This is a genomic window from Mycobacterium appelbergii, from assembly GCF_032883035.1.
GTDB lineage: Bacteria > Actinomycetota > Actinomycetes > Mycobacteriales > Mycobacteriaceae > Mycobacterium > Mycobacterium appelbergii.
In genome coordinates this window covers 259,189-281,216 of the sequence record NZ_JAMQTH010000006.1, presented here as the reverse complement: position 1 = coordinate 281,216, position 22,028 = coordinate 259,189, and the positions used below count along the sequence as shown (strand labels likewise).

Here is a 22,028-nt window from a genome sequence, read left to right as displayed (position 1 = left end):
CAACGACAGCAGGAAGCGTCTTCAAAGGAGTGGACAACCCCATGGTGAACCAGCAGCAGGCCGACAAGATGACGTCGGGCAAGGGCTTCATCGCCGCGCTCGACCAGAGTGGCGGCTCGACCCCTAAGGCGTTACGTCTGTACGGCGTGGAGGAGAGCGCCTACTCGTCGGAGGATGAGATGTTCGACCTCATCCATCAGATGCGCTCTCGGATCATCACCTCGCCGGTGTTCACCGGTGACCGGATCCTCGCCGCGATCCTGTTCGAGCAGACGATGGACCGGGCGATCGAAGGCAAGCCGTCGGCCACCTTCCTCTGGGAGGACAAGGGCGTGGTGCCACTGCTCAAGATCGACAAGGGCCTCGCCGAGGTCGCCGATGGCGTGCAGTTGATGAAGCCGATGCCGGCCCTCGACGACCTGCTGGCCCGCGGCGCGAAGAACGGCATCTTCGGCACCAAGGAGCGTTCGGTGATCGGCGCTGCCAACGCCGCCGGTGTTGCCGCGGTCGTCGCCCAGCAGTTCGAGGTCGCCAAGCAGGTCCTCTCGCACGGGTTGATCCCGATCATCGAGCCCGAGGTGACCATCTCGATCGCCGACAAGTCGGAGGCCGAGGATCTGCTGCGCGACGAGATCACCAAGAACCTCGATGGGCTGCCCGACGGACAGCAGGTCATGCTGAAGCTGACGCTGCCGACCGTGGCCAACCACTACCAGTCGCTGGTCGCGCATCCGAAGGTGATGCGGGTGGTGGCGCTGTCGGGTGGATACCCGCGCGACGAGGCCAATGCGTTGCTGGCACAGAACGCCGGTGTGATCGCCAGCTTCAGCCGGGCACTGACCGAGGGCCTGTCCGCCCAGCAGTCCGACGACGAGTTCAACGCGACGCTGGACAAGTCGATCCAGTCGATCTACGACGCGTCGGTCGCCGGCTAGTCCAGACTCGCAGCCATGGTCATCCCGATCGCCCGTCCCAAGCTGGAGGGCAACGTCGCCGTCGGCGACGATCGCCAGATCGGATTCGCCGAGTTCGGTGATCCGCAGGGACGGGCGGTCTTCTGGCTGCACGGCACCCCCGGTGCCCGCCGTCAGATCCCGACCGAGGCCCGGATGTACGCCGAGCAGAACCACATTCGGCTGATCGGCGTGGACCGTCCCGGCATCGGGTCCTCCACACCGCACCAGTACGACCGGGTGCTGGACTTTGCCGAGGACCTACGCACCATCGCCGACGTCCTCGGCATCGACAAGTTGGCCGTCATCGGATTGTCCGGTGGCGGTCCGTACACCCTCGCCACCGCGGCCGCCATGCCCGATCGGGTGATGGCGGCCGGGGTGCTCGGCGGTGTCGCACCGATGGTCGGCCCGGACGCGATCAGCAGCCGGCTGATGCAACTCGGAGCGGTGGTCGCACCTGTGCTGCAGGTGGCGGGCGCGCCGATCCGGTTGGCCGCCTCCGGACTGATCCGGCTGATCCGCCCGGTGGCCTCCCCTGCCCTGGAGATCTACGCACGGATCTCGCCGGAGGGTGACCGGCGGATGCTGTCCCGCCCCGAGTTCAAGGCGATGTTCCTCGACGATCTGCTCAACGGCAGCCGCAAGCAGTTGGCGGCGCCGTTCTACGACATCGTGGTTTTCGAACGCGACTGGGGTTTCCGGCTCGGCGATATCACGGTGCCGGTGCGCTGGTGGCACGGCGACCACGACCACATCGTCCCGTTCGCCCACGGCCGCCATGTCGTGTCCCGGCTGCCCGATGCGGTGCTGACCGAGTTGCCGTACGAAAGTCACCTCGGCGGCCTGGGCTGTGCGCAGGAGATCATGGGCACGATGATCGACATCTGGGACAGCAGCGGGGGCGGCGCGGCCACCACCCCTTGACCTCAACCATTGTTGAGGGTGGAGGCTGCGGTCATGACAGACGCCATGACTCAGATCAGATCCGATCTCTGGGAAACCCGCACCGATTCACCGTTTCCCGGACTGACCACCCATGCCTACCTGTGGAAGGCCGACGGTCACAACGCGTTGTTCTACTGCCCGGCCACCGACGCGGACTTCGCCGCCCTCGAATCGCTCGGCGGGGTCCACGATCAGTACCTGTCACATCAGGACGAGGCCGGACCGATGCTGGCGCAGATCGCCGAAAGGTTCGGCGCACGACTGCACGCACCGGCGATCGAACTGGTGAACATCGGACGCCACGGCCACATCGATGTCCCGTTGGCCGGCCGTCACATCGATGCCAACGGGGTTGAGGTCATTCCGAGCCCCGGGCACAGTCCCGGCAGCACCAGCTACCTGGTGGCAGGCACGGAGGGCCGATACCTGTTCACCGGTGACACCATCTTCGTCGACGCCGACGGACACTGGTCGACATTCGTGATCCCCGGTGTGGGCGACAGCGCGGACCTGGCCTCCAGTCTGGCGCTGCTGGCCACGCTGGAGCCCGATGTGGTGATCTCCAGTGCGTTCGGTGACCGCGCCGTCACGGTGCTCGGCGCACGTGCCTGGGCCGATTGTGTGGCCGAAGCGGCGCAGACGATTCCGGTGGCCCGCTAGCCTTTTGCCGCACCGTCCAGCAGTGCCCGGCGCAACAGGTGCATGGCCACCGTGGTCGATCGTTCACGGATGTCGGCCCGGCTGCCGGGGAGCCGGACGGTGCGGGTGAGGGTCACGCCGTCGGCGCGCACCGTGAAACACACCGTGCCCACCGGCTTGTCCGGCGAGCCACCGCCCGGGCCTGCGATACCGGTGATCGCCACCGCGGTGTCGGCGCCGAGGTGGTGTATGGCGCCGGTGGCCATCGCCTCGGCGACCGGCTCGGACACCGCGCCGTGCTCGGCGATCAGCACCGGATCCACATTCAACAGTTCCGCTTTGGCTTCGTTGGCGTAGGCGACGACCCCACCGGCGAAGTAGTCCGACGAGCCGGGCAGTTCGGTCAGTCGCGCGGCCAGCAGCCCGGCGGTACAGGATTCCGCCGTCGCAATGCGGCGGTCGACGAGCAGGGTGGCGACCTGTTGGTCGACGGTGGCACCGTCCACCGAGTACACCGCGTCTCCGTGACGATCGCGCAGCAGGGCCACGAGGTCGCCGTACACGCCGACAGCGTCGGGTTCGTAGCGGGTGACGATCTCCAGTTCGCCACGGCGCAGACACGTGGTGATCTCCAGTCCGTCGAAGCCGGCGACGCTCTGCTCGGCATCGCGCAACGTCTCGGCCAGCCGTGACTCCGGCAGGCCGTACATGCGGACCGTTTCCTGTCGGTACACCGTGCGCCCCGAGATCGCTTGCTGCACCGCCTCGGTCGCGACAGCCCGGGACCACATCGGCTGCAATTCGCGGGGCGGGCCGGGCAGTACGACGATGGCCGGGGTGCCCCCCGTTGCACCCGGCACGACCACCCCGGGTGCAGTGCCGATCGGCGCGAGCACCTCGGCACCGACCGGAACCAGCGCCTGTTTGCGGTTGGCGGCCCGGACCGCGTCGAAGTCGACGTCCGCGCCGGCCCGGCCTGCCATCAACTTGCGGAGGATTTCGGCGATCCGCTCCTCCAGCGCTGCGTCCAAAATCAGCTGACGCCCGCAGAATTCAGCCACCGTGGCCACGGTCAGGTCGTCGGCGGTCGGACCGAGACCACCGCTGGTGACGATCAGGTCGACTCCGGCCGCTGCCAGGAAGCGCAACTGCGCCGCGATATCGGCCGGACGGTCGCCGCAGATCGTGATGTGCGCGAGTTCGACCCCCAGCTCGAGGAGCTGATCGGCAAGCCACGGCCCGTTGCGGTCCTGGATCCTCCCCGTGAGAACTTCTGTTCCGGTTACGACGATGCCTGCGCGTGCACTCACCGGACCAACACTACGCACCGGCAACGTTGCGCCGGCTCAGAACCCGTAGCCAAGCTCGGCAGGCACGTCGCTGGCGAACGCCGCGCCGAGGCGACGGATCAGGCCGGTGTCGTTGCTGCGCAACCGGTTTGCCAGCGCAAACCCTTCGGCGCGATGGTCGCCCAGGTACAGGCTGCCGAGGACGTCGAGGTCCAACTCGACGTCGGCCTGGGTGTCGGTGGGTGTGCACCGGGCACGTCCGTCGCGGATCTGCAGGGCGAATCGTCCACCGTCACTGCGGAAACCGTCCGCCACCTCGATGACAGTGTCCAGATCGGCCTGATAAGAACGCGCTTCCAGTGCCCTGGGGACATCCATGATCCGTACCCACAGGTCATCGGCACTGGCGGTGGTCCTGGCCAGCCGCGAATCGGTCAACAGGTAGGGCAATGCCTCATCGGGATGGGTGTGGACCACGATCTTCTCCATCAGGTCCAGTCCGAGCAGGGCCCGCCACAGTGCGGCGTGCGCGGCGGTGGTCGCTGCGGTGAATTCGCTGACCCGCACCATCATCGGATGTTCACCGTGCACCCGGTACAGCACATAGCCGTCGGCGTGCAGGAAAGCGAACCATTCGGTGCCCCCGCCGCGGGTGTTCTCCCGGTCGGCGAGCAGGTCGTCCCACAACGCCGTGGGGCGTGGCAGGCCGCCCGGAGTGGCGAGCCGCCAGCGGTCGTAGATCTCGGCGAAGTCGTCGCGGTGCTCGGCAGGTTTGACCAACCGCACCCCGCCGGGGTCGGGCACGGCGGCATGGAACCGGGCGAAGCGGCGGTCGACCGAGACCTCCACCTCGGTGGTCGCCGGGCCGTACCCGAAGCGACCGTAGATGCCGCCTTCGCTGGCAGTCAGTGCGGCCAGCGGGTAATGCGCGTCGGCGATTCGCTGATGCAGTTCGGTGTACATCGTGCGCAGGATCCCGCGTCGACGGTGCGTCGGCGACACCGCGACGAAGCTGATGCCCGCGACGGGAAGCACCGCACCCCCCGGCACGGTGAGCGACAGGTCCAGGTAGAGACACTGACCGACGACGTCCGCGCCGTCCCGGACGACCAGCGCACCCTCCTCGGGCACCATGCTGCGCCACGCCGCGACCGAGTCAGGATGGCCGATTTCGCCGAACGCGGTGCCGCCGAGCAGCGCCATCGCCGTCCAGTCTTCTTCGGTGCTGGTGGCGAGCGTCAGTTTCGTGGCAGGGGCGATCACAGAATCCGACAGTGCCACAACTGGATGCCGCGGCGCGATCGAATTTGGCGCAGGCGCCGCTGAACTACCGGTTGAGCCAGGCGTTCACGGTCGGAATGTCACGGGTGTAGGTGGTCATGATGTCGTCCTGGTACAGCGTGGCGCCGCTGATCACGTGTGACCCCTGCCAGACCACGCGCACGCGATTGGCGCCGCGGGCGAAGACATCGACCCGGTCGAGATCCCTGCGCTGCCAGCCGCTGCTCGCGGCCAGTTGGCCCAGGTCCTGGCGCTCGTCGGTTGTGGTCATGGGCGCAATCCTAACGTCGGCTGGGTTCGTCGATCGGGACGGCTACGGGCGCGGAGTTGTAACCGGTGACCCGGACCCAGTTCGCGGCCGGTGCGGTTCCGGCGATCTGCCCGGTCAGTTCCACCGTCTCCCCCGGATACACGGTGACGTAATTGTCGGAGTATTCGATCGGCAGGATCTCGTCGCCGTCGCGGGTCGAGGTGATCTCGGCGCGTTCGAAGAAGCCGATCTGCCGCGTCGGGTTGTGCAGCCTGATCACCACACCGGTGCTGTCGGTGCCCGCCGACCGTTCGGCGCTGACCTGCAGCGGCACCCGCGCCATCGTGTTGAGCGGGGTCATGTCGGCCCATCGGGTCTGGGTCAGGTCGAACGCCCGGTCATTTCCGGGGCTGCCGACGTCGTCGCGTTGCTGGGACTGCCAGTAGGTGTTGGCAGCCACCACCTCGCCCTTGGCGTCGATCAACTCGCAGCGCACGAAGAACACCGGCGAGTCACGGGCCTGCCGCGGCAGCGTCAGCGCTGCCACCGCCCCGCCCGAGGGCGCGGTGAGCGGCCCGGAGCTCCGGTCGTCGCGCACACGTCCCGCCAGATCGTAGGTCCGCACCCGGACCGTCAGGTCACGCTGCACCTCGGGTGATTGGTTGACCACGGTGACATTGGCCGTGTCGTGATCACCGGTGGCGTACGAGTCGAACACCACCGACAGCGGCCGTAGCCCCTTCTTGGCGCCGTAGTAGGCACCGCCGGGGCGCAGGTAATAGTCGAAGAGGTGGCCGAAGAACGAGGGCCAGTGGTTGTTGAGCATCCAGTAGATGGTCATTTTGTGGTTGGCCCACCCCGTTGCCGCGAACGCCTCGAACTGGGCTCTGGTCGATTCGTAATGCGCGAGTTGGGCCTTACCCGCGAATTCCTCTGCGTCCTGCGATGTTCCGTACCGCTGAACCACGGCTGTGCGGATGCTGTCGAGTTTCGCATTGCTCGGGTTGGCACCGGCGTGGAAGTACCAGGCGTCATTGATCGGCCAGAGTTTGTCCGGCGGGATGAACTTCTTCAGGCTGGCGAACGGCGGAATGTGCTCGTTGTCGCCCTGTTCGGCATTCGAGCCGCGGGTGGCCGCGTATCGCCCGCTGAACCAGTAACTGGGCGGTCTCCAGGTATACGGGCCCGCCATGTGGATGCCGTCCCAGTCGCGTTCACCATCCTCGCCACGCGCCATCGACGACACCGTGTCGACGACGGAATTCGGCCAGTGCAGACCGTCGAGAATGCCGTGATAGGCGTCGGAAACAGCCGGCGGCGGTTTGCCGTCGCTGCCGTTGGCCCAGATGAACGCCGACGGATGCCCGCGCAGGCTCAGGATCGTCGACCGCAGGCTATCAGTCGATATGCGCCGGTCCTCGTCGTCCCACTGCCACCATTTCTCCCACTGGTTGCAACACATCCAGCCGTACATCAGTGGAATGCCGAGTTCGTCGGCGCGCTCGATGATGTTCTCCCCGGGGAACTTTCCTTCCAGGCGCAGCATGTTCAGCCCGAGATCCCGCACATAGCCCAGGATCGCGTCCTCGCGGCTCGGGTCGTACCGGAACAAGAGGTCCGGGGTGTAGGCCGCGCCGCGCACCAGGAAGTCTCTGCCGTTGACGGTGAGATAGAAATTGCCGCCCCGGCCCAGCTCGGGAAATTGTTCATCCCGATCACGGTGCTGGGTCACGGTGCGGATCCCGAACCGCGAATGGTCGGTTGCGGTGGCAGTGCCGTACTGACGGAACTCCACGCGCAGGTCGTAGAGGTTGGGCTCGCCCATGGTGTAGGGCCACCACAGGTCGGGATCGGCCACCGTCAACGCCTCGAATGTGTCGGGGTCGAAACGGATTTCGCGCCGCTCGCCGCCCGCGAGGCGAACCGGCTGGTCGACCGAGATGTCCGGCTTGCCCGCGCGGCTGATCGTGGCCCGCACCACCCCACGCAGGTCCTCAGCTGAGGCATTGCGAACGTCGGTGTACACGGTCAACCGCGCCCGGTCGGTCTCGGGCAGTGGCAATTCGGTGGTCACCATCGGATCGTCGAGAACCGCCGCGCCGGAGTAACTCAGGTACACCGGCTTCCAGATCCCGGCATTGCGGTCGGCGACAAAGGAATTGCCGCGCTGCGGATCCTTGCCCGGGCCCTGGTACCCGATCCGGTTCCAGTTGATCCAATCCCACCAGCTGTCGGCCAACTCCACCCCGTCCACGTCCTGCAGGGCTTGTTCGGGGGTGACCTTGACCGCGAGTGTGTTGTCGGCCCCGGTGTTGATCCAACGGGACACGTCGAGTTCGTGTGAGACGTACATGCCGACCACATCGGAACTGTCCGCGATCAGGTGGCCGTTGAGCCACACCTCGGCGCGGTAGTTGATGCCCGGGAAATCCAGCCGGTAGCTGGAACGGCCCGCCGGCGCGTGAAACGTGGTGCGGTACCACCAGTCCTGGCGATACAGGTCGGCGGGGACGTCGGCCAGGTTCTCCCCGACGTACAGATCCGGAAAGGTCCCGTCGTCCTGCAGGGCCTGCAACACGGTGGCCGGCATGTGTGCGACGTCGTGCCAGCCGTGGCCCTGCTCCCCCGGTGCGGACAGCGCGGCCCCGTCAGCCGTGACCTTGCGCGCCGAGGCCAGCTGCCAGCCCTGCGACAGCTCGATACGTCCCGCCGGCGCCTCGGGCCGCGCGAACGTCGGTAGATCGGCGGCACACAGTGATACCAGCAGCGCGACGACGACCAATCCCGCGATGCTCAGGCGGCTGCGTCGCGTCCGGGCGAAAATGGCGGCTCCTCACGACCGGTACGGCACTGATGACGGCATCCGACGCCGCTCACGCCATTCTGCCGCGTACCGCCGCCCGCCGCGCCGCAGGTACCGCTCAGAGCTTGTGCGGCACGTCGTTGACCAGGCCACCGTCCATCACGAACTCCGCGCCCGTGGCGTAGCGGGATTCATCGCTGGCCAGGAACACCACAAAACTGGAGACCTCTTCGGGTTGCCCCGGCCTGCCCAGCGGAATGGTGAGCATGTCCTCGGGGAAATGCTCGGTCATCGGGGTGCGGATGAAGCCGGGATGGATCGAATTGACCCGGATCTGCTTCCCGCCGAGCTCCAGCGCGGCCGACTTGGTGAGACCGCGGACCGCCCACTTCGAGGCGACGTAGGGATGCACCATCATGGCACCGCGCAGTCCCTCGATCGAGGAGACGTTGATGATCGACCCGCCGCCCGCGGCCTTCATCGCCTTGACGCTGGCCTGCATGCCGAGGAACGTGCCGGTCAGATTGACATCGATGACCTTCTGCCACTGGGCCATATCGAATTTCCCGATAGCACCCAACGCTACGATGCCCGCGTTGTTCACGAGCACATTGAGCAGGCCGAACGTCTCGGTTGCCGTCGCCACCGCCGCATCCCACTGGTCGGCCTGGGTGACATCGAGATGGACGTAGCGGACGGCGTCACCGAGTTCGGCGGCCAGCGTGGCGCCTTCCTCGTCGAGGATGTCGCCGATCACCACCTTGGCGCCTTCGGCGACCAGCGCCCGGGCATGTTCGGCGCCCATTCCGCGTGCCCCGCCACTGATCAATGCAACTTTTCCGTCAACCCGTCCCATGACCGGTGAGGCTACCGCAGCAACGGGCGCAATTAGAACCTGTTCCAATTATGTCTCTCAATGTGCATACTCGGCTGCAGGCAAGCGCACGAGAACCAGAGTTGAGGAGAGCACATGGCCATCCGGGTCGCCCACATCGGAACCGGAAACGTCGGCCGCCTGGCGCTGACCGGGCTTCTCACCAACCCCGCCTACGAGCTGACCACTCTGTGCGTATCGACCGAATCCAAGGTGGGCAGGGACGCGGGAGAGCTTGCGGGGCTGGATATTTCCACCGGGGTCACCGCCACGAGCGACTTCGACGCGGTCCTGGCCGCCGAGCCGGACTGCGCGGTGTACTGCGCGATGGGCGACACCCGCGGGCCGGAGGCGATCGCCGACGTGGTGAGGCTGCTGGCCGCAGGCATCAACGTCGTCGGCTCTGCTCCGGTGCTGCTGCAGTACCCATGGAAACTCATGCCCGGCAAGTACATCGCGGGCATCGAGGAGGCGGCTAAGGCCGGCGATGCCAGCCTGTTCATCACCGGTGTCGATCCCGGGTTCGCCAATGACCTGATCCCGTTTGCGCTGGCAGGCACGTGCCAGAGCATCGAACAGATCCGCTGCATGGAGATCGCCGATTACGCCACCTATGACGGTGTCACGGTCATGTTCGATGTGATGGGGTTCGGCAAGCCGCTCGACGAGACGCCGATCCTGTTCCAGCCCGGGGTGCTGAGCATCGCCTGGGGCACCTCCATCCGGCAGTTGGCCGCGGGGCTCGGCATCGAGATCGACGACATCACCGAAGTCTGCGAAAAGGAACCTGCACCGGAATCCTTCGATGTTGCCGCAGGCCGCATCGCCGAAGGCACTGTGGCGGCGCTGCGGTTCGAGATCCGGGGCATGGTCGCCGGTGAGCCGGTCATCGTCATCGAGCACGTCACGCGACTGCGCGGCGATCTGCGGCCGGACTGGGCCCAGCCCGCACAGCCGGGCGGCTCGTACCGCGTCGAGATCGTCGGCGAACCCTCCTACGCCGTGGACATCTGCCCGTCCAGCCGCAAGGGCGACCACAACCATGCCGCGATCGTGGCGGCGGCCGGTCGCATCGTGAACGCCATCCCCGATGTGGTGGCGGCGCCGGCCGGAATCCGCACCACGCTGGACATGCCACTGGTGACGGGCAAGGGTCTGTACGGCCTCGGTCAGCCCGCGACCGCCAGCCGATTGGCCCGCCGGACCGACCAGAACACGACCAGCAGCGCCACCCCGAGCAGCGGATAACCCATCCCGATCCGCGCGACAGCCAGCCAACCGGTGTGCCCGCCGTCGTACAACCACTGCTGCACCACGAATCGTGCCGCGAACAGCACTACGAATGCCGTTGAGGCGATATCGAATCCGCGCAGCACGGCCTTATCTGAACGCCACGCCGGATCGGGTCCGCTGCTGCGCAACAGGTTCCAGATCACCCCGACCAGTGGACGGCGCACCAGCACCGACACCGTCACCGCGGCCGCCGAGACCAGGCTGATCCAGATGCCCGGCAGGAAGTAGTTGTCGGCCGACCCGGTGAAGTAGGCGATCGCTGCGGCAAGGGCGACACCGAGCAGTCCGGAGACCGCCGGCTGGATCGGCTCGCCGCGCGCCCGCCGGACCACGATCAGTGCGGCACTGACCGCCACGGCCACCGCCACCGCGGCGCCCAGTCCCGCGATGGCGTTCACGATGACGTAGGCGAAGGTGGGCACACTGGCATACACCAGCCCCGACACGCCACCCACCCGCTCCAGTAGCGTCGGCTCCCGCTCCTCCGTCACGCGCTCGGATTTGTGCATACCTCCATCGCACACTCGGACGCAACGGCACAGTCAAATCCGGGTGGGCGCCCGGCGTGGACCAGAATGGCCCCGTGGCGTGGAGCACCCGGGAAATCGCCGAACTGGCCGGCACCAGCCTGCGGGCGGTCCGGCACTACCACCAGGTGGGTCTGCTCCCCGAGCCCGAACGCCGCTCCAACGGGTACAAGCAGTACGGGGTGACACACCTGGTCCGGCTGGTGCGCATCAAACGACTCGTCGACCTCGGGTTCTCGTTGCCCCAGATCTCCGCGCTGGGCGATACCGACGAACATCCCGAGCAGGCGCTGCGCGAGCTGGACGCCGAACTGGCGGCGACGATCGAGCGGCTGCAGCGGGCCCGGCGCGAACTCGGCGAACTGCTGGAGCACTCGGCGCCGACCGACCTGCCACCGGACTTCGCACCACTCGACGTGGTCGCCAGGATGACCGAGGCCGACCGGGCGCTCGTCGTGGTGCTGAGCCGGGTGCTGGGACCACGCGGCAGACAGGTGTACGCCGACCTGATCCGCGACTCCCGGGAAGATCCGGCGGCCGGCGAACTCGACACCCTGCCCGACGATGCCGATGAGAGCACCCGCCAAGACCTCGCCGAGCGCCTGGCCCCGTACATCCGGTCGGTCAGGCAGGCGCATCCCGGCCTGGCGGAGGTCCGCGCCGACGCCCCGCGCGGGGCGAACTACGCCGAGAAGGCGATCGATCGCGCGATGGCTGATCTGTACAACCCCGCGCAGCTGGACGTGCTGCGCCGGGCCGGGCAGATCCTGCGCGCCTCAGCCGCCGAGTGACGGCAGCGGTAGCGGCGCCAGGCGGTAGCTCGGCGGCTCGCTGCCGTGCAGGTGCCGCACGAAGTAGTCCCAGGTCCGCCGCAGGAAATAGTGCTGGCGTCCGATCAGGGCGTGCTCGGCGCCAGGGATCATGATCAGGTCGAAGTCCTTGTCCGCCTTGATCAAGGCGTCGGCCAGCCGCAGCGTCATATACGGGTGCGCGTTATCGTCGAGCTCGCCGTGGATGAGCAGCAGCTTGCCCTTCAGGTTGGCGGCCAGCGTCGCGTTCGAGATCGCCGCCTTGCCTTCGGCGCTGACATCGCCGTGATAATGCTCGGCCCACATCGCCAGGTTGACGCCGTTGTCGTGGTTCCCGGACGTCGCGACGGCCACTCTGTAGAAATCGGGGTACATCAGCACGGCGCGGGCAGCGGCGAAGGCACCCGCGGACTGACCGGTGATCCCGATGCGACCGGTGTCCAGCCACGGATACCGGTGACCGAGTTCCCGGATGGCCGCAACATGGTCGTCGAGCGCCCCCGCATTGCCGAGGTCACCATAAGAGTGATCGTGAAAGGCCTTGCTGCGCGCCGCGGTTCCCCGGCCGTCGATGGCCACGACCGCGAATCCGAGCGCCGCGAAAGCCTCCGGTTCGCCCTGATGCGGAGGATCGAACGACGGTCCGGCGCGGTAGATCTGCGGTCCCGGATAGGTGTGTTCGATGATCGGATACCGGCGCTGCGGGTCGAAATCGTGTGGCCGCCACAGTAGGCCGTAGATCGAGGTCTTCCCGTCGGCGGCGGTCGTTCGGAACCGTTCGGGCGGACGCCAGCCCAGCGCGTCGAGCGTTTCGGTGCCCGGCGATTCCAACTCGACCAGCAGCTGGCCGTCACCGTCGAGCACAACCGACCGCGGCGGCCTGCTCGAGGTGGACGCCCGGTCCACCAGGTAGCCACCCTCGGGCGGGCTGACGGCGTCATGATCGAGATCATCATCGGTGAGACGGGTGAAACCCTTGCCGTCCAGTCCGATTCGGCAGATCTGACGGAGGTACGGGTCATCGTCGACCAGTCCGTTCGCGACGAACCACACCTGCCGGGTGGCCTCGTCCACCCACAGCAGGCTGCGCACCAGCCAAGGACCGCTGGTGACCTGGCTGACCTGCGCGCCGTCCGCCGAGTAGAGATACAGGTGGCCCCAACCGTCGCGTTGCGACCACCACAGCACCTCACCGGAGTCGAGCACCCGCACCATCTGCGGGTCGCCGAGTTGCACCACGGGATCCACCCGCGTCTGACCCGTCTCGCTGATCAGCGTCGTCAGCGCACCGCTGGCCGGGTCGAGGCGGCGCAGTTCAAGCGTGCGGGCGTCGCGGGAGTGGTGCAGGAAGTGGATGGTGTCCTTGTCTGTCCACCACGCATAGACGAGCGCGACGTTGTGCATGATCGGCGTCGGTTCGGTCTGCTGACGCACCACGGTCCGTTTCCCGATATCGAGCACATTCCATGTCATCGTCGCCACCGCCTCTTCGCCGGGCATGGTGTAGCGGGTGCGGTGCTCGACCGGCCTGCCACCGCCGGGCGGACTCGACTCGATCAGCACCAGGTCGGGAAGATCGCGTTGATCGATGCGCTGCACCAGGATTCGGGTGGAGTCGGGCGACCAGTGCAGGATCATCGGCGGCGGCAGGCCGAGGTAACGCATGAGCGCCCGCGCCCCGGTCGTATCCGGCAGGCCACCGTAGTCGAACTGCGGTTCGGCATCGTCGGTGAGCGCGAACTCCTCACCGCTCTCGCAACGCCGGACCCAGATGTTGCCATCGCGGCGGAACGCGACCCACTGCTCGTCGGGTGAGCGCACCTCGCCCGGCACCGGTGCCGCACCCTCGGACGGCACACAGCTGCCGTCCGACCATTCCCAGCGCGTGCCGAACGCGCTGAACCGCACCGTGTGGTCGTCTCGGATCTCCACCGCAGAGATCGGCAGGTCGTCACCGGCGGCGGGGTGGCGTGACGCCACCGACAACGCGGCGGCCAGAGCGTCGTGGTCGAAGGCATCCTGGCGGCGGCCCTCGGCCGGGTCGACCACCACGTATCGGGGGCCCACCTGGTACCAGAACCGCGTACCGTCGGCGAGCCATTGCGGTTGCAGCGCGCAGCCCGGAACCTTGCGGGCCCGATAGGGCGCGAGCATCTGCTCGGCGCGTGCGTAGTCGGAGTCAGTGAGGATCGTTGTCACGCCCGCCATGCAACACCCGGACGCAGCGGCACAGTCAATCCCGGTCCGGTCGGTGTTTAGCCGCGCCTGCCGGGGCGGGCGAGGGTGAGGACCGGCCAGCCGCCCGCGGTCGCCGCCGCGGCAAGGCCGGGCCGTGGGTTGACCGGCCGCGGCTGCCCGACCAGCTGCATGAGCGCGCTGTCCTCACCGCCGTCGGCGTAGAAGTAGCTCCGCTGCAGTGCAACATCATTGGTTCGGCAAAAGCCTTGTACCGCTGCCGCTTTACGTGATCCCCACACGATCGGCTCGACTATCCCGCCGGTCAGGGCGCCGTGTTGATCAGTCTCGAAGCGGTTGCACAGCACGTGATCGATGCCCAGGTGCCTGGCCACCGGTTCGGCATGGATGGTCAGCGCCGACGAACTCAGCACCACGGTGTGGCCGCGATCCTGGTGTCGGCGTACGACCTCCCTCATGTGCGGATAGACACGGTGGGCGAAGCGCTGCGCGAACAAGCGCTCCCCCAGCTCATCGAGTTCGGTCAGCGATTCGCCGCGCAGGTAACCGGCAGCCCGCACGATCAACCGTTCAAAGGGCATCCGGCCCATCCGGTACCGCACCGAAGCCTCGATGATTCCGAGGACCTCGCCCAGGGCGGCCTGGCGCTGCCGAATCCGGTGGCCGGCGTGGGCGGTCGCGGTGAATCCGTCGACCAGGGTTCCGTCGAGGTCGAAGAATGCGCCGACCTGCGCCCCACCGGGACCGGTACCGATTTCCTCGAGCGATTCAGCTGGCGACATCGTGCGGCCCATGAGCCAAGTACACCAAGCGGGTACGACGAACGACTAATCCCGACGGCAACGAGGTTTCGTTCGTGCAGGAATTTGCGTGATTGGTCTGGGTCTTGCCCCACGGGTGCCTCGCAGGGTACTAAACTAGAACACGTTTCAATTTTGACCGGCCATGGAGCCGTCCCCGTCTGAAGGAGCACGCATGCACACCGCCCTATGCGACGAGCTCGGCATCGAGTTCCCCATTTTCGCCTTCACCCATTGTCGTGACGTCGTGGTCGCGGTCAGCAAGGCCGGTGGCTTCGGCGTGCTCGGCGCGGTGGGCTTCACCCCCGAGCAGCTGGAGATCGAGCTCGACTGGATCGACGAGCACATCGGGGACCACTCCTACGGCGTGGACATCGTGATCCCGAACAAGTACGAGGGCATGGATGCCAACATGTCGGCCGACGAGCTCAAAACCATGCTGCAGTCCCTGGTGCCACAAGAGCACCTGGAGTTCGCCCGCAAGATCCTCTCCGACCACGGCGTTCCGGTCGACCACAGCGATGACGACGCACTGCAGCTGTTGGGCTGGACCGAGGCCACCGCGACTCCCCAGGTCGAGATCGCGTTGCGGCACCCCAAGATGACCCTGATCGCGAATGCGCTGGGCACCCCGCCCACCGACATGATCAAGAACATCCACGACGCCGGGCGCAAGGTGGCGGCACTGTGCGGTTCGCCGTCGCAGGCCCGCAAGCACGCCGACGCCGGCGTCGACATCATCATCGCCCAGGGTGGCGAGGCCGGTGGCCACAGCGGCGAGGTGGGCTCCATCGTGCTGTGGCCACAGGTGGTCAAAGAGGTCGCACCGGTGCCGGTGCTGGCGGCCGGCGGGATCGGCAGCGGGCAGCAGATCGCCGCGGCGCTCGCGCTCGGCGCCGCGGGTGCCTGGACAGGCTCGCAGTGGTTGATGGTCGAGGAGGCGGAGAACACCGCGGTGCAGCAGGCGGCCTACACCAAGGCATCTAGCCGCGACACCGTGCGCAGCCGGTCCTTCACGGGTAAGCCGGCCCGCATGCTGCGTAACGACTGGACCGAAGCCTGGGAGCAGCCCGAGAACCCGAGCCCGCTCGGAATGCCCCTGCAGTACATGGTTTCGGGAATGGCCGTGGCCGCCACGCACAAGTACCCGAACGAGACCGTGGATGTGGCGTTCAACCCGGTCGGCCAGGTGGTCGGACAGTTCGAGAAGGTGGAGAAGACCTCCGCGGTGATCGAGCGGTGGGTGCAGGAGTACCTCGAAGCCACCACCACGCTCAACGACCTCAATGAGGCCGCGTCCGTGTAGACATACCCACCGAGATTCACGAAATGGCTGCGGAAACCTTGTTTCCGCAGCCATTTTGCTGTTCTCAAGATCGGACGAATGCAGTCTGGTGCACCAACTCCTGATTATGTAAGGTGTCATACATAGTCTTCGGGCGAAGGGACGAAACGTGAGCACTCCCCGTGAGCGCATGGTGGCCTCCGCCGCCATGCTGATCCGCGAGCGTGGTGCGCATCCGACCGCGATTGCCGACGTGCTGGCACACAGCGGCGCACCGCGCGGCTCGGCTTACCACTACTTCCCCGGCGGTCGCACCCAGCTGCTCTGCGAGGCCATCGACTACGCGAGCGATCATGTGACCAACCGGATACGCAAGACACCCAGCGCGGTGGCCCTGCTCGACCGCATGGTCGCGGATTTCGGCAAGCAACTGACCGACAGCGACTTCCGGGCCGGATGCCCCGTCGTCGCGGTTGCCGTAGAGGCAGGCGACCCCGCGCCCGACGACGCGGGCGGACCGGTGCTGGCGCGCGCCGGGGCCGCGTTCACCCGGTGGACCGATCACATCACCGGGCGCCTGCGGGACGACGGCGTGGCCGCCGAACGTGCCGAGGAGCTGGCGCTGCTGATCCTCACCGCGGTAGAAGGGGCGGTCATCGTCGCGCGTGCCACCCGAGACCTCAAACCGCTCACCGTGATCCACCGGCAACTGCGCGCGCAGCTTACGGCCGAAGGGGCGTCGAAGTGACCAGCGACGATTGGCGACACACCGCGTGCATCCTGTGCGAATGCAACTGCGGCATCGTGGTTCAGACCGAAGACCGCGCGATCACCAAGATCCGCGGAGACAAGGATCACCCTGCGTCACAGGGCTACACCTGCAACAAGGCGCTGCGGCTCGACCATTATCAGAGCAATCACGCGCGGTTGACCGCACCGCTGCGCCGCAGGCCCGACGGCGGCTACGAGGAGATCGACTGGGATACCGCGATCACCGAGATCGCCGAGAGGTTCCTCGCCATCAGGGACACCCACGGCGGCGACAAGATCTTCTATTACGGCGGCGGCGGCCAGGGCAACCACCTCGGCGGTGCCTACAGCGGCCCGTTCCTCAAATCTCTGGGTTCCCGGTACCGGTCAAATGCCTTGGCACAGGAGAAGACCGGTGAAGCCTGGGTCGACGCGCATCTGTACGGCGGCCACACCCGCGGCGAGTTCGAGCACGCCGAGGTCGCGGTGTTCGTCGGCAAGAACCCGTGGATGTCACAGAGTTTTCCGCGGGCACGCGTGGTACTCAACGAGATCGCCAAAGACCCGGCCCGCAGCATGATCGTCATCGACCCGGTGCTCACCGACACCGCCAAGATGGCCGACATCCACCTGCGGGTCTTTCCCGGAACCGACGCCTGGTGCCTGGCCGCGATGGCGGCCGTGCTGGTCCAGGAAAACCTGTGTGATGAGGAGTTTCTCAGCACACACGTCAACGGGGTCGAACCGGTCCGGGACATGCTGCGGGCGGTGCCCGTCGGCGACTACGCCACGCGATGCGGCGTCGAGGAATCGTTGCTGCAAACCGCGGCGCGCCGGATCGCGTTCGCCGACAGTGCGGCGGTGTTCGAGGACCTCGGCATCCAGCAGGCACCCAACAGCACCCTGTGCTCGTACCTCAACAAGCTGCTGTGGATCCTGACCGGAAACTTCGCCAAACGCGGTGGGCAACACCTGCACTCGTCGATCGCCCCGCTGTTCAGCTCGGCCGGCGTCGGACGGACCCCGGTCACCGGTGCTCCGGTGATCGCCGGCCTGGTACCGTCCAACGTCGTCGCGCAGGAGATTCTGACCGACCACCCGGACCGGTTCCGGGCAATGATCGTAGAGAGCAGCAATCCGGCGCACTCGCTTGCCGATTCGACATCGGTACGCGCCGCACTGGAGTCACTGGAACTGCTGGTCGTGATCGATGTCGCGATGACCGAAACCGCCCGGCTGGCCGACTACGTCCTGCCTGCGGCCAGCCAGTTCGAGAAGCCAGAGGCCACGTTCTTCAATCTGGAGTTCCCGCACAATACATTTCACCTGCGACACGCCCTGATGGATCCACTGCCCGGCACCTTGCCCGAACCGGAGATCTGGGCCCGCCTGGTCCGCGCCATCGGTGCCGTCGACGACGCCGAACTACATCCGCTGCGGGTGGCGGCGCGCCAGGGTCTGGACGCCTACGCCACGGCGTTTCTCACCGCGGTAGGTGCCAATCCGGGATTGGGCCGGGTGTTGCCGTACGTGCTGTACGAGACGCTGGGCCCGGCCTTGCCCGACGGCTTGGCCGGCGCCGCAGCACTGTGGGGACTTGCCCAGAAGACGGCCATGACCTACCCCGACGCGGTGCGGCGAGCGGGTTTCGCGGACGGCAATGCGCTGTTCGAGGCGATCCTGGACAGCAGGTCCGGGCTGACGTTCACGGTGCACGAGTATGAGGATGATTTCGCCCTGATCAGCCATCCTGACCGCAAGATTGCGTTGGACATGCCCGAGATGCTCGCGGCGGCAAGGGAGTTGCCGACTACACCGTCGGCGCTGACCACCGCGGAGTTCCCGCTGGTGCTCTCGGCCGGTGAGCGGCGCGCCTTCACCGCCAACGACATTTTCCGCGACCCCGGCTGGCGTAAGCGCGACACCGACGGCGCTTTGCGCATCAGCACACAGGACGCCCGCGCCATCGGCGTCGTCGATGGTGATCGTGCCAGGATCACCACCGCAGCAGGCAGCGCCGAGGCCAGTGTCGAGGTCAGCGAGGCGATGCTGCCCGGCCATGTGTCACTGCCCAACGGGTACGGGCTGGACTACACCGGCACCGACGGCCGCGTGCAGGTGCCGGGGGTGGCTCCCAATGCGCTCACCTCCACGGAGTGGCGTGACGCCTATGCGGGCACGCCGTGGCACAAGCACGTGCCTGCCCGGGTCGATCGGATTCGGGTCACAGGCGCGCCGGCCTGATCACTGCCCGGCCGGCGCAGCAGGCATATCCGGCGCATCCGGGGAGATCGGTACGTTCGGACCGGGAGCCTGTTCCGGCACGGGCGTGTTCATACCGCGTTGCGCGACCCCGAGGATCAGTGCTTCTTTGCCACTGATCTCCTGGTTCTGCACGGCGTGCCACAGATCCTTGAGATAGCTCAAGTTGGGCGTTTCCGTTCCCTGCCCGTTGGGATCCATCGTCGCCCCGGGCGGCAGGGCATCCGGGCTCGCCAGGTGCGGGGTGCCGGCCTCGGGCTGAGGCGCCGTCGGCGGCGGAGGTGGCGGGACCGGGATGCCCGGATCGGCGACGGCCGCGGCCGCGATTGAGCACGCAACCACAGCACCCGACACAACGCACCCGAATGCCGACGCAACCGTTCGCATGTAGACACGCATCTCGCTGGCCTCCCGCTGTTACTCCAGGGACAGATGGTAACGCTGAGTGCATCGTTGCGGTCGATGTTTCGTTACAGTGCAAGAATCGGAACGTGTTCCAATACCAACGATGTGGGAGTTTCCGAAACCCACTCCGAGGGGCCCCACCTGTGGTGTAGCAATGGCTTACGACACTACGAAACGTCGTCGCGAGGAGCCTCACGCTATGCCGACTTTGAATCTTCCACCCGGCTTCGATTTCACCGACCCCAACATCTACGCCGAGCGGTTGCCCGTCGAGGAGCTTGCCGAGATGCGCAGGCTCGCCCCCATCTGGTGGAACGAACAGCCGGTCGGCACGGGTGGCTTCGACGACGGCGGATTCTGGGTGGTCACCAAGCACAAAGACGTCAAGGAGGTGTCACTGCGCAGCGACGTCTTCTCCAGCCTGGCGAAGACCGCGCTGCCGAGGTACCGGGAGGGCACCGTCCAGGAGCAGATCGATCACGGCAAGTTCGTGTTGCTCAACATGGACGCACCGCATCACACCCACCTGCGCAAGATCATCTCCCGGGCGTTCACGCCGCGCGCGGTGGAACGGCTGCGCGCCGATCTCGCCGACCGGGCCCGCAGCATCGTCCAGGCCGCCCGGGAGGAAGGTTCCGGCGATTTTGTCGAGCAGGTGTCCTGCGAGCTACCGCTGCAGGCCATCGCGGGATTGATGGGCGTGCCTCAGGAGGAACGCAAGAAGCTGTTCGACTGGTCCAATCAGATGGTCGGTGACCAGGATCCGGAGTTTGCCGGCAACGACGGGTTGAGCGCGTCGGTCGAGCTGATCACGTACGGGATGAAAATGGCCGCGGAGCGGTCGGCGAATCCCGGGGACGATCTGGTGACCACGCTGGTGCAGGCCGATGTCGAGGGCCACAAGCTTTCCGACGACGAGTTCGGCTTCTTCGTGATCCTGCTGGCGGTGGCAGGCAATGAGACGACCCGCAACTCGATCACCCAGGGCATGATGGCGTTCACCGACCATCCGGATCAGTGGGAGTTGTTCAAGAAGCAGCGGCCGGCTACCGCCGCCGACGAAATCGTGCGGTGGGCGACTCCGGTGACATCGTTTCAGCGCACCGCGTTGGAGGACACCGAACTCGCAGGCGTGCCGATCAAGAAGGGCCAGCGGGTGGTGATGTTCTACCGTTCGGCCAACTTCGACGAGGACGTGTTCGACGACCCGTACACGTTCAACATTCTGCGGGATCCCAACCCACACGTCGGATTCGGCGGCACCGGAGCCCATTACTGCATCGGCGCGAACCTGGCCAGGATGACCATCGATCTGATGTTCAACGCGATCGCGGACGGCATACCCGACCTCACACCGTTGGCCGCACCCGAGCGGCTGCGGTCCGGCTGGCTCAACGGGATCAAACACTGGCAGGTCGATTACCGCGGCGAGCCAGATCCGAGACACCCTGTGGCGCAGGAGCGCTCGGGTAATCGATGATGGAGCGCCAGTAATCCTCGGAAATCTCGGTACCTGAGCGCAACACCATCGCCAGCCCCGTGGCCATGGCAATGCCCAGCAGTCCCAGCCACAACCCGGCCAGCCCGATCACGATCCACAACACCGTGGTCAGGGCCGGCCAGGGCGACACCACGGCCAGCGCCGGGGCGAAGAAGAAGCCGGCCCCCACATAGGCCGCTGACCCCGCACGATCTGCGGTCAACACGAAGCGCAGCCAGCGTGGGATGGGCCGGCCGGACCGCGGTGCGTCTCGCATCCTCGTCTCCTCTGCTCGTTGACACCCCAACCATGCAAGCTGTGGGTAGTCGGTGCAATTACCTGTGAGGTAGTGGCCGTCGGATCCACCATCGGCGACACTCAGGGGATGACCAGCACTGCAATCCAGACACCCATCGGTCCGCTGATGCGGGATTGGCGACAGCGGCGTCGGATGAGCCAACTCGAACTGGCCCTCGAAGCCGACGTATCGGCGCGCCATGTCAGCTTCATCGAAACCGGTAGGTCGGTGCCGAGCCGGGCCATGGTGCTCAAACTCGCCTCGGTCCTGGAAGTGCCGATGCGCGAACAGAATCGGCTGCTGATGGCCGCAGGCCTGGCGCCCGTGTATGCCGAGCGCGCGCTCGACGGCTCCGATATGACCGCGGTGCGGGAAGGGGTCACCCGGGTCCTGGAGGCCTACAACCCCTTTCCCTGCGTGGTCGTCGATCGGGCCTGGAATCTGCTGCAGGCCAACGCGGGGACCGCGATCATGCTGCAAGGCGTCGCCGAGCATCTGCTGAGCCGACCAAACGCCCTGCGCATCACCCTGCACCCCGACGGCATGGCGCCTCGCATCCGGAACCTGGCCGAATGGCGTCATCACCTCATCAGCCGGTTGCGGCGCGAGGTGGCCGTGAGCGGATCCGGCGAGCTGGCCGCGCTGCTCGCCGAGATCGAGTCCTATCCGGGTGGACTGGAATCGACCCGAGACCTCGGCGGTGTCGTCGTACCACTGGAACTGGCCACTGCGCAGGGCGAAACGCTCACCTTCATGAGCACGGTGACGACCTTCGGGACCGCGCTGGACCTCACGGCCGCGGAACTGAGCATCGAAGCCTTCCTTCCCGCCGACGAACGGACCGCCGCCTTACTGGTCTGACCACTTGACCTCTTACCGATGTGCG

At 66.7% G+C, this 22,028-nt stretch carries 19 protein-coding genes and 1 pseudogene; 10 read left to right on the top strand and 10 right to left on the bottom strand.

Translation table 11 applies throughout. The annotated features are described in order from the left end of the window. Positions 1-41 precede the first annotated feature (41 nt). The 3 genes from M1247_RS15790 to M1247_RS15780 are packed head-to-tail and all read left to right on the top strand — an operon-like array spanning position 42 to position 2,561. A complete protein-coding gene (locus M1247_RS15790) occupies positions 42-935 on the top strand; it encodes a fructose bisphosphate aldolase (protein ID WP_317157284.1) in 894 nt (297 codons plus the stop codon). Positions 936-950: 15 nt separating this feature from the next. Next, positions 951-1,880: an alpha/beta fold hydrolase gene (locus tag M1247_RS15785; protein ID WP_317157283.1), complete on the top strand. Its 930-nt coding sequence runs from the start codon at positions 951-953 to the stop codon at positions 1,878-1,880. A 33-nt stretch (positions 1,881-1,913) separates the two neighbouring features. Continuing rightward, entirely contained in the window at positions 1,914-2,561 is a 648-nt protein-coding gene (locus M1247_RS15780; protein WP_317157282.1) for an MBL fold metallo-hydrolase, read from the top strand. Here the strand turns inward: M1247_RS15780 and M1247_RS15775 are convergent. The 5 genes from M1247_RS15775 to M1247_RS15755 all read right to left on the bottom strand — a co-directional run bounded on the left by M1247_RS15775 (position 2,558) and on the right by M1247_RS15755 (position 9,019). Further along, positions 2,558-3,850: a competence/damage-inducible protein A gene (locus M1247_RS15775; protein ID WP_317157281.1), complete on the bottom strand. Its 1,293-nt coding sequence runs from the start codon at positions 3,848-3,850 to the stop codon at positions 2,558-2,560. The genes M1247_RS15780 and M1247_RS15775 overlap by 4 nt on opposite strands. Positions 3,851-3,886: 36 nt before the next feature. Beyond that, a complete protein-coding gene (locus M1247_RS15770) occupies positions 3,887-5,089 on the bottom strand; it encodes an enhanced intracellular survival protein Eis (protein WP_410506886.1) in 1,203 nt (400 codons plus the stop codon). A gap of 67 nt (positions 5,090-5,156) precedes the next feature. Further along, on the bottom strand, positions 5,157-5,381 hold the full coding sequence (locus tag M1247_RS15765; protein WP_317157280.1) for a hypothetical protein: 225 nt from the start codon (positions 5,379-5,381) through the stop codon (positions 5,157-5,159). A gap of 10 nt (positions 5,382-5,391) precedes the next feature. After that, the gene (locus M1247_RS15760; RefSeq protein ID WP_317157467.1) at positions 5,392-8,115 is read right to left on the bottom strand and encodes a glycoside hydrolase family 2 protein; all 2,724 of its coding nucleotides are present in this window, start codon (positions 8,113-8,115) and stop codon (positions 5,392-5,394) included. A 166-nt stretch (positions 8,116-8,281) separates the two neighbouring features. Beyond that, complete coding sequence (locus tag M1247_RS15755) at positions 8,282-9,019, bottom strand: glucose 1-dehydrogenase (protein ID WP_317157279.1); 738 nt, start codon at positions 9,017-9,019, stop codon at positions 8,282-8,284. Between the two features lie 114 nt (positions 9,020-9,133). On the opposite strand from M1247_RS15755, the pseudogene M1247_RS15750 reads away from it, so the two are divergent. After that, positions 9,134-10,198: pseudogene (locus tag M1247_RS15750) on the top strand (NAD(P)H-dependent amine dehydrogenase family protein); the annotation flags it as partial. Positions 10,199-10,206: 8 nt separating this feature from the next. Here M1247_RS15750 and M1247_RS15745 read toward each other — a convergent pair. After that, complete coding sequence (locus tag M1247_RS15745; protein ID WP_317157278.1) at positions 10,207-10,839, bottom strand: DUF3159 domain-containing protein; 633 nt, start codon at positions 10,837-10,839, stop codon at positions 10,207-10,209. Positions 10,840-10,913: 74 nt separating this feature from the next. Here M1247_RS15745 and M1247_RS15740 point away from each other — a divergent pair, with 74 nt between their 5' ends. Then, the gene (locus M1247_RS15740; protein ID WP_317157277.1) at positions 10,914-11,648 is read left to right on the top strand and encodes a MerR family transcriptional regulator; all 735 of its coding nucleotides are present in this window, start codon (positions 10,914-10,916) and stop codon (positions 11,646-11,648) included. On the opposite strand, the gene M1247_RS15735 is transcribed toward M1247_RS15740, so the two are convergent. Together M1247_RS15735 and M1247_RS15730 are read right to left on the bottom strand one after the other, a co-directional pair. Then, a complete protein-coding gene (locus tag M1247_RS15735; RefSeq protein ID WP_317157276.1) occupies positions 11,634-13,865 on the bottom strand; it encodes a S9 family peptidase in 2,232 nt (743 codons plus the stop codon). The genes M1247_RS15740 and M1247_RS15735 overlap by 15 nt on opposite strands. A gap of 56 nt (positions 13,866-13,921) precedes the next feature. Continuing rightward, positions 13,922-14,656 (bottom strand): HAD family hydrolase, encoded by a 735-nt coding sequence (locus tag M1247_RS15730; RefSeq protein ID WP_317157275.1) that lies wholly within the window; start codon positions 14,654-14,656, stop codon positions 13,922-13,924. A gap of 181 nt (positions 14,657-14,837) precedes the next feature. Here M1247_RS15730 and M1247_RS15725 point away from each other — a divergent pair, with 181 nt between their 5' ends. From M1247_RS15725 to M1247_RS15715, 3 genes are all read left to right on the top strand, one after another. Then, positions 14,838-15,968, top strand: coding sequence for a nitronate monooxygenase (locus M1247_RS15725; RefSeq protein WP_317157274.1), 1,131 nt, complete (start codon positions 14,838-14,840; stop codon positions 15,966-15,968). 148 nt (positions 15,969-16,116) lie between these two features. Beyond that, complete coding sequence (locus M1247_RS15720; RefSeq protein ID WP_317157273.1) at positions 16,117-16,695, top strand: TetR/AcrR family transcriptional regulator; 579 nt, start codon at positions 16,117-16,119, stop codon at positions 16,693-16,695. Further along, on the top strand, positions 16,692-18,941 hold the full coding sequence (locus M1247_RS15715) for a molybdopterin-dependent oxidoreductase (protein WP_317157272.1): 2,250 nt from the start codon (positions 16,692-16,694) through the stop codon (positions 18,939-18,941). The genes M1247_RS15720 and M1247_RS15715 overlap by 4 nt, the downstream gene beginning before the upstream one ends. Here M1247_RS15715 and M1247_RS15710 read toward each other — a convergent pair whose 3' ends face one another. Then, positions 18,942-19,313 carry a hypothetical protein gene (locus M1247_RS15710; RefSeq protein WP_317157271.1) on the bottom strand — a complete coding sequence of 124 codons (372 nt, stop codon included), beginning with the start codon at positions 19,311-19,313 and terminating at the stop codon, positions 18,942-18,944. A gap of 250 nt (positions 19,314-19,563) precedes the next feature. Here M1247_RS15710 and M1247_RS15705 point away from each other — a divergent pair, with 250 nt between their 5' ends. Continuing rightward, a complete protein-coding gene (locus M1247_RS15705; protein WP_317157270.1) occupies positions 19,564-20,844 on the top strand; it encodes a cytochrome P450 in 1,281 nt (426 codons plus the stop codon). Here the strand turns inward: M1247_RS15705 and M1247_RS15700 are convergent. Beyond that, on the bottom strand, positions 20,765-21,121 hold the full coding sequence (locus tag M1247_RS15700; protein ID WP_317157269.1) for a hypothetical protein: 357 nt from the start codon (positions 21,119-21,121) through the stop codon (positions 20,765-20,767). The two genes, M1247_RS15705 and M1247_RS15700, sit on opposite strands and share 80 nt — an antisense overlap. Before the next feature lie 108 nt (positions 21,122-21,229). Between M1247_RS15700 and M1247_RS15695 the strand changes: the two genes are divergently transcribed. Beyond that, positions 21,230-22,003 (top strand): helix-turn-helix domain-containing protein, encoded by a 774-nt coding sequence (locus M1247_RS15695; protein ID WP_317157268.1) that lies wholly within the window; start codon positions 21,230-21,232, stop codon positions 22,001-22,003. Positions 22,004-22,028 lie beyond the last annotated feature (25 nt).